Raw genomic sequence first — 6,996 nt, 5'->3', positions numbered from 1 at the left:
AGCTTCGAATGGTCGAACGCCCCTTCGTGGCGCCAGACGCGGCAATAGTGCTTCAAAACCTGGTCGAACTGCGCCGTCATCGCATGGTCGACGAGGAAAAGATTGTTCACCGCCGGCACCACGATGTCGATTTCGACGCCGCGCCGGCCGGCCGTGGTCAGCGCGCTGATGAACTCCCGGTCCGGCAGGAAATAGGGCGACATGATGCGGATCGATTTGCGCGCTACCGAAAACGCGCCCATCAGCAGCTTGAGATTGGTTTCGTTGGACGCGTCCGGCCCGGTCGCGACCGCGCGCACCAGCATCGGCTGCCCGGGCGGCGGCGCGGCGCGTTCGACCTGCCAGGGCCCGTCCTTCAAGGCCTCGTTGCCGGCAAAGCGCCAGTCCTCGGCGGCAACCGCGAACAGATCGGCCACCACCGGCCCGGTGACCTCGAAATGGGTATCGCGCGAACTGTCGGAACCGGCGAATTCGGCCGAGAATCCCTTGCGGATGTTCATGCCTCCCGTGAACGCCACCGTGCCGTCGACGATCAGGATCTTCCTGTGGGTCCTGAGATTGGCATAGGGAAGTCTCAGGCCCATGACGATGTTGCCGTTGAAGAGATCGACCGTGACATCGGCCTCCCTGAGCTGTTTCAGGATGCTCGGCACCGAGTAGCGCACGCCGACGGCGTCGATCAGCACCCGCACGGTGACGCCGCGCTTGACGGCGTTCCCGAGCGACTGGACGAAAAGCGCTCCGACCGCGTCATTGTCGAAGATATAGGTTTCCAGAAGGACGCTTCTTTGCGCTGCGTCAATTGCCCGGCACATCGCCGTATAGGCCTCGTCGCCGGTCTTGAGCACGGCGATGGTGTTTCCCGAGGTGAGCGGACGCCGCGCGACCCTGTCGCCAAGCGTCTTCAGCCCGGTGAAACGCTGGCCGTATTCGGCGTTGATCAAGGCTTCCAGCGCGACGTCCCGGTCATGCCTGGCGGCGGCGGCTTCGGGCGAGACCGGCCGCATGGCGCTGATCGTCGCGCGGCGGATGCGGTTGATGCCGGCGATGGCGTAGATGATCGCGCCGAGGAAAGGCGACAAGAGCATCACGCCCACCCAGCCGGTGGCGGCGCGCACGTCTTCCTTCGTCATGATGGCGTGCACGATGCCCACCGCCGCCATCGCCAGCGAGAGGACCAGGATAAGCGTCGACCAGTGACTCGCTATCGCCTCGAACATCGGCCCGACTATTGTTCGGGCCGGCGCGGAAGGCAATGCGGGCGGTCACTGGGACGCTCGAAACCGGGCCGCGAGGACCGCGGTGATCCGTTCGGCCAGTTCCGCGATCGGTCCCGTTTTTTCCCAGGCATAGATCGAGACCGCCATCGAGGGTTCGGCGCCGAACGCCGCATAGGGCCGGACATGACGCCCGGCCACCGCGCTTTTGGGCAGCAACGACAGGCCGAGCCCGGCCTCCACGCCGATCAGCACGTTGCGCAGGCTGCTGCCGGAGAAGGCGATGTACCAGCGCCGTTGTTCGCGTTCGATCCGCTCGAACATGGCCTCGCGATAGAGGCCGCCGGGCGGAAAGGCGACGAGCGCCACCGGATCGGTCCAATCGGATTGACGGTCAGCGCTTTCGAACCACGCCAGGGGTTCGGGAAAGCTCGCCCGGCAGTCGGGCTCGGCCACCGCTTCCTTGACCACCACGATGTCGAACTCGCCGGCGCGGTAGCGCCGGGCAAGGTCCCGGCTCAGGCCGGCGGTGACGTCCAGCCGCGCCGCGCGGTTGTTCTTGGCGAAGCCGCCGAACACCTCCGCCATCTGCGAATTGACGATATCCTCGGGAACGCCGATCCGCACCGGCGCGGTGCCGGCCGGATCGCCAAGCGCCGTTTCCGCTTCATGCTGCAAGGCAAGGATGCGCCGCGCATAGCCAAGCAGGCGTTCGCCCGCGGCCGTCGGCTGGATCGGCCTCGTGTCGCGATCGACCAGGCTTTGGCCGACCGCATCCTCCAGCCGGGCAAGCTGCTGGCTGATCGTCGATTGCGTCATGTTGAGCCGCTCCGCGGCCTGCGTGAAGCTGCCGGCGTCGGCAATCGCCATGAAGGAACGCAGAAGGCGCGGATCGAGCATCTTTTCCATTTCATCGGTGCACCGGTACCAGTCATTTAAAATCATAATGCGATGGATGCATATATTTAATTTCTAAATGTAGATGCGCGGCCCTATCTGGAAGTGCGGACAAGGCCATGCGTGGCCGCTACCGCAGGAGCCAGGAATGCGTCGTCTCGTTTTTGCTTTTGCCTTGCTGGTGCTCGCTTCCGTTTCGGCGATCGCGTCAGGAGAAACCATGCGCGCCACCCCTTTGCATGCAGCGGCCGCCGCCGACGATGTGGACGCCATCGGCAGGCTTTTGTCGCAGGGCGCCGCGATCGATGCGCGCGACGGCGCCGGCGCCACGCCGCTCCTTGTCGCCACGCACGAGAACAAGATAGCAGCCGCCAAGGCGCTGATCGCTGCCGGAGCGAACGTCAACGCCAAGGACAATATCGAGGACAGTCCTTACCTCTATGCGGGCGCGCGCGGGCATCTCGAAATCCTCAAGCTGGCGCTTGCGCATGGCGCCGACCTCAAGAGCGTCAACCGCTATGGCGGCACAGCGCTCATCCCGGCGTCGGAGCGCGGCCATGTCGAGACCGTGCGCACGCTCATAGAGGCGGGCGTCGACGTCGACCATGTCAACAAGCTCGGCTGGACCGCGCTGCTGGAAGCCATCATTCTCGGCGACGGCGGCGAGCGCCACCAGCGGATCGTCGAATTGCTGATCAAGGCCGGAGCCGACGTCGATCTCGCCGACGGCGATGGCGTGACGCCGCTGCGGCATGCGCGGGACCGCGGCTTCAAGGAGATCGAGAAGCTCCTCACGGCCGCTGGCGCAAGCTGAGAAGAATGGGCGATGCCATGAACGGACAAAAGGGCATCGAGGCGACTTCCAGCCGCGTTCTCATGCTTGCTGTGGTCGCCCTGGTCGGGCTCAACCTCAGGCCGTTCATCACCGGCATCGGTCCGCTGGCGGCGGGCGTGCGTGCCGAGACCGGTCTCGGCACCCAGGGCATCGCGCTGCTGACGCTGGTGCCGCTACTGCTGATGGGGATCCTTGCCTTTGCCGGTCCTTCCCTGCAGGCGCTGATTGGCGCCAGCCGGGCGGTCATCGCGGCGCTGGCCATCCTCGCCCTCGCGTCCTTCCTGCGCCTCTTCGTGTCGACCGGTTTCGGGATGATAGGCACCGCCGCCCTGCTCGGCCTGGGGGCGGCCGTCGTTCAAGCTGTGTTCCCCGGCATCGTCAAGCGGCAGTTCCCCCGCCATGTCAGCCTCGTGATGGGGCTTTATTCATCGATGCTGATGGGCGGCGGCGCGCTTGGCGCGCAGCTCGCGCCGCTGATCGCCACGGCCTCGGGCGACTGGCATTTCGGGCTCGCCTGGATGGCGTTGCCGGCATTGATCGCAGCGGTGCTCGCCTTGGCCTGCTTGCCGCGCGACGCCGTCCGCCCGCAAGGCATGAATGCGGCGGCGGACCTCCTCAAGCGGCCGCGCACCTGGCTGCTGATGGCCTGTTTCGGCCTCGTCAATGGCGGCTACTCGACCGCGGTGGCATGGCTTGCGCCTTACTATCAGGAGCAGGGCTGGACGAGCGGCTCAAGCGGCGGCCTGCTGGCGGTCATGGCCGTAGGGCAGGCGCTCTCGGCCCTGCTGCTGCCGGCCCTTGCCGGCAAGAGTACCGACCGCCGGCCGTGGCTCTGGCTGACCTTGGCCATGCAGGGCGCTGGTTTTGCAGGGTTGATCCTCCAGCCCGGGACCGCGCCCTTCATCCTCGCGCTGCTGTTGGGAGCGGGGCTCGGCGGCTCCTTCTCGCTCACCATGATCGTCGCGCTCGAACATCTGCCGGACCCGGCGGAAGCCGGCGCGCTGTCGGCCATGATGCAAGGCGGCGGCTTCCTCGTCGCCGCGATACCGCCCTGGATCGTCGCGGTGCTGCACGACATGACCGGCGGTTTTCGCGCCGGCTGGCTGCTGCACCTTGCCTGCATATCGATCGTCACCGTGCTGACGTTCCGCCTTGCGCCCGGCAGCTACGGGCGGTCCATGAGGCAGCCGACCGTCGACGCGCTGGCGTAGGTGCGCGCATGGCGTGACCCAACCGTCTGACCGGCTTTGCTGTTTGTGGCTACGCTGTCAGCCATCGGTCGAGATGGTTACGGCCTTCCAGGCTTCGATCTCTTGCTGCAGGCGCCGGATGCGCTCGGACACGAGCTTGAGGGCGTCGCTGCCAAGCAGGAGCTGCGGAGGTGGGGTTTCGGATTCCACCAAAGCCAATACGGCCGTCGCGAGCTTCTCGGGATCGCCAAGCTGCTTGCCGCTTTTCGCCTGTCGGGCCTCCCGGATCGGATCGAACAGCGCATCGTAATCCCCGATGGACCTCTCGGTTCGGACCATGGAGCGCCCGGCCCAATCCGTCCTAAAGGAGCCGGGGCAGACGGCAGCCACCCGGACGCCGAGCGGGGCCATCTCCGAACGCATCACTTCGGAAATGCCCTGGAGCGCGAACTTGCTGCCGCAATAGTAAGCGATGCCCGGCATCGTAATCATGCCGCCCATCGACGTGACATTGACGATGAAGCCCCGGCGTCGCTCGCGGAACCTGGGGAGAAACGCCTTGGCGACCGCTACTGCGCCGAAGACGTTCACGTCGAACTGACGCCGCATCTCTTCGAGCGGCGACTCTTCAAGCACGCCCTCGTGGCCATAGCCGGCATTGTTGATCAGGACGTCGATGGGGCCGTGTTCTTCCTCTGCCTGCGCCACGACGCCCGGTACGCGGTCGAACTCCGTAACATCGCAGATGACCGTCCGGATCGCGGGAAGGGATCTGCCAAGCGCCGCGCGTGACATCTCGGACCGCACGGTGCCAATGACCGTGTGGCCCGCCTGGATGGCGGCGGAAGCGATGGCGAGGCCGAAGCCGGAATTGGCGCCGGTGATGAAGAAAGTCTTTTTTGCCATGGTTTGCGGTCCTTCATTGATGGAATGCGCTTTGGCAAATAGTATGGAGGGATGGCGTCTTCGATTGCGATTTCTATGAATAGCTTGCCAAATCCTATTGCAACGGGCGTTGGACGAAGACGGGAGCTGGTCGATCTGGCCGCAGCCCTCGCCGAACGCACCGGCTACAACGCGACCGCGCTCGAAAGCGTGCGGGTGCTCCGGACGGAGGCCGTGCTTCACGACGTCCCGGTGCTTTATGAACCGGGCGCGGTGTTCGTCCTGCAGGGGAGCAAGCGAGGTATCCTCGAGGGCGAGATCTATCTCTACGATGAAGAACATTATCTGGCGGTGTCGGTGCCTGTTCCGTTTCGAATGGAGTCGACCGCCAGCCCCGATCGTCCGCTGCTTGCGGTCTATGTCGAGTTCGACATGCGGCTGGCGGCTGAGATTGCCGGTCAGCTGGAGACGCATTTGGCGATGGGAAGCGACAGGCCGCGAAGTCTCGTATCGAGCAGGATGGGGGCCGACATCGAGGATGTCCTGCTTCGCCTGTTGAAGGCGCTTCGCAACCCTGCCGAAATCGTCGTTCTTGGGTCAAGCCTTCTGCGCGAGCTGCATTACCGGGTGCTGATTGGCCCGCAAGGCGGCGCGATGATCGCAGCCCTGCGGCAAACGGGCAGGTCGGGCAGCATCGTGCGGAGCCTCGCATGGCTGCGGGAGAACTACGGCTCTGAGATCTCGGTTGCCGATCTGGCGCGAGAAGCAGGCATGAGCGTGCCTTCCTATCACGTTCATTTCAAGGCAATGACCGGAAGCAGCCCGATGCAGTACGTGAAGGCCATGCGGCTGCACGAGGCAAGGCTGATGATCGCACGCAAGGGCACGATCGCTCAGGTCGCGGCCTCGGTCGGCTATGCGAGCGCGGCTCAGTTCAGCCGCGACTTCAAGCGGCATTTCGGACGCACGGCTTCTGAAGAGATGAACTGGGTCCGTCGCCACCTGGGCGAGATCGCCTGGGCAGAGTAGTCCGCCATTGGCGCCCGCCTAAAGCTTCCTGAAGAAGCCCGACAGGATGTTCGGACCCGCTTCGCCGGGCCGCAGCCTGATCCCGTCCTCGAAGCAGTTCAACGTCACGCATTCGAAGCCGCTCTGCGCCAGGAGCGCAACCAGCGAGTCACGGTCGAAATGGTGCAGATGCTCGTTGGGCAGGCGCATGCGCCACTTGGCGAACCACGCGTCGCCGTCGGCGCCGAGCTCGCGCCAGCGGCAATAGGGGACGGCGAGGGCCAGGTAGCGGGTCTGAAGGCGGGAAAGGAAACTGAGGTCCGGGATATGCTCGAGCACGTCGAACATAGCGACGAGGTCCCAGGCGCCGGCGAGCGCCTGGCCCCAATCGACGAAGCGAACCCCCTTGGGCAGGGGGAATTCAGCGATATCGCAGCCGGCGCAATCGGCGACGCCGGTTATTTTTGCGGCTTCAATGAATGTGCCCGTACCATATCCGATTTCCAGCACGGACCGGGGAATCTCGCCGGTGATGCCGAGCACCCAGCCAAGCCGCTGATAGCCGAGCTTGATGGTCCGGTCGCTCAGGTCCTCATAGTAGGAAATGTATTTCTTGTCGTATTTGATCGGCGTGAAGTCGATCTGGTGGATGACGCCGAACCTGTCCAGCTCATAATTGTCCAACATTTGCCCGCGCCCCCGGAATTCCTAACAAGGTCAACTACACGCAGCCACGGTCTTGAGCGCTTCGGCCCGGGAGGTGGCGGGCAGATTTCCGATCCGTCGAACGGATGCGTAGAACCTCGGATAGTCGCGCGCGCATAAGTCGAACAGGCGGAGAAACGCCGGAACCTCTTCGCCGTAGACAGCAGTCGCGGCAAGCTTTGCGTTGTTGATCGGGCTGTCGAACCAGGCGTCGTATCCACGGTATCCACCCCAGCGCTTGTTGCGCATCTGCCGGTAG

General features: G+C 64.7%; 8 protein-coding genes. 3 read left to right on the top strand and 5 right to left on the bottom strand.

Going from position 1 to position 6,996, the window contains the following annotated elements; genetic code table 11:
* Both EOD07_RS16485 and EOD07_RS16480 read right to left on the bottom strand, forming a co-directional pair.
* On the bottom strand, positions 1-1,220 hold a 1,220-nt coding region (locus tag EOD07_RS16485), incomplete at its 3' end, for a phospholipase D-like domain-containing protein (RefSeq protein ID WP_127236223.1).
* 45 nt (positions 1,221-1,265) lie between these two features.
* Positions 1,266-2,117 (bottom strand): LysR family transcriptional regulator, encoded by an 852-nt coding sequence (locus tag EOD07_RS16480; RefSeq protein WP_127236222.1) that lies wholly within the window; start codon positions 2,115-2,117, stop codon positions 1,266-1,268.
* A gap of 217 nt (positions 2,118-2,334) precedes the next feature.
* On the opposite strand from EOD07_RS16480, the gene EOD07_RS16475 reads away from it, so the two are divergent.
* Positions 2,335-2,928: an ankyrin repeat domain-containing protein gene (locus EOD07_RS16475; RefSeq protein ID WP_245470178.1), complete on the top strand. Its 594-nt coding sequence runs from the start codon at positions 2,335-2,337 to the stop codon at positions 2,926-2,928.
* 17 nt (positions 2,929-2,945) lie between these two features.
* Positions 2,946-4,160: a cyanate transporter gene (locus tag EOD07_RS16470; protein ID WP_127236220.1), complete on the top strand. Its 1,215-nt coding sequence runs from the start codon at positions 2,946-2,948 to the stop codon at positions 4,158-4,160.
* Between the two features lie 57 nt (positions 4,161-4,217).
* Here the strand turns inward: EOD07_RS16470 and EOD07_RS16465 are convergent, their stop codons facing one another.
* Positions 4,218-5,045, bottom strand: a complete 828-nt coding sequence (locus EOD07_RS16465) for an oxidoreductase (protein WP_127236219.1) — start codon at positions 5,043-5,045, stop codon at positions 4,218-4,220.
* 51 nt (positions 5,046-5,096) lie between these two features.
* Between EOD07_RS16465 and EOD07_RS16460 the strand changes: the two genes are divergently transcribed.
* On the top strand, positions 5,097-6,053 hold the full coding sequence (locus tag EOD07_RS16460; protein ID WP_245470177.1) for an AraC family transcriptional regulator: 957 nt from the start codon (positions 5,097-5,099) through the stop codon (positions 6,051-6,053).
* Positions 6,054-6,071: 18 nt separating this feature from the next.
* On the opposite strand, the gene EOD07_RS16455 is transcribed toward EOD07_RS16460, so the two are convergent.
* Complete coding sequence (locus EOD07_RS16455; protein ID WP_127236218.1) at positions 6,072-6,719, bottom strand: class I SAM-dependent methyltransferase; 648 nt, start codon at positions 6,717-6,719, stop codon at positions 6,072-6,074.
* Positions 6,720-6,749: 30 nt separating this feature from the next.
* Positions 6,750-6,996 (bottom strand): aminopeptidase (locus EOD07_RS16450; RefSeq protein WP_206519480.1); only part of this gene is annotated, 247 nt, incomplete at its 5' end.

It is taken from the genome of Mesorhizobium sp. M2C.T.Ca.TU.002.02.1.1, from assembly GCF_003997225.1.
This window is presented reverse-complemented; position numbering and strand designations above follow the sequence as displayed.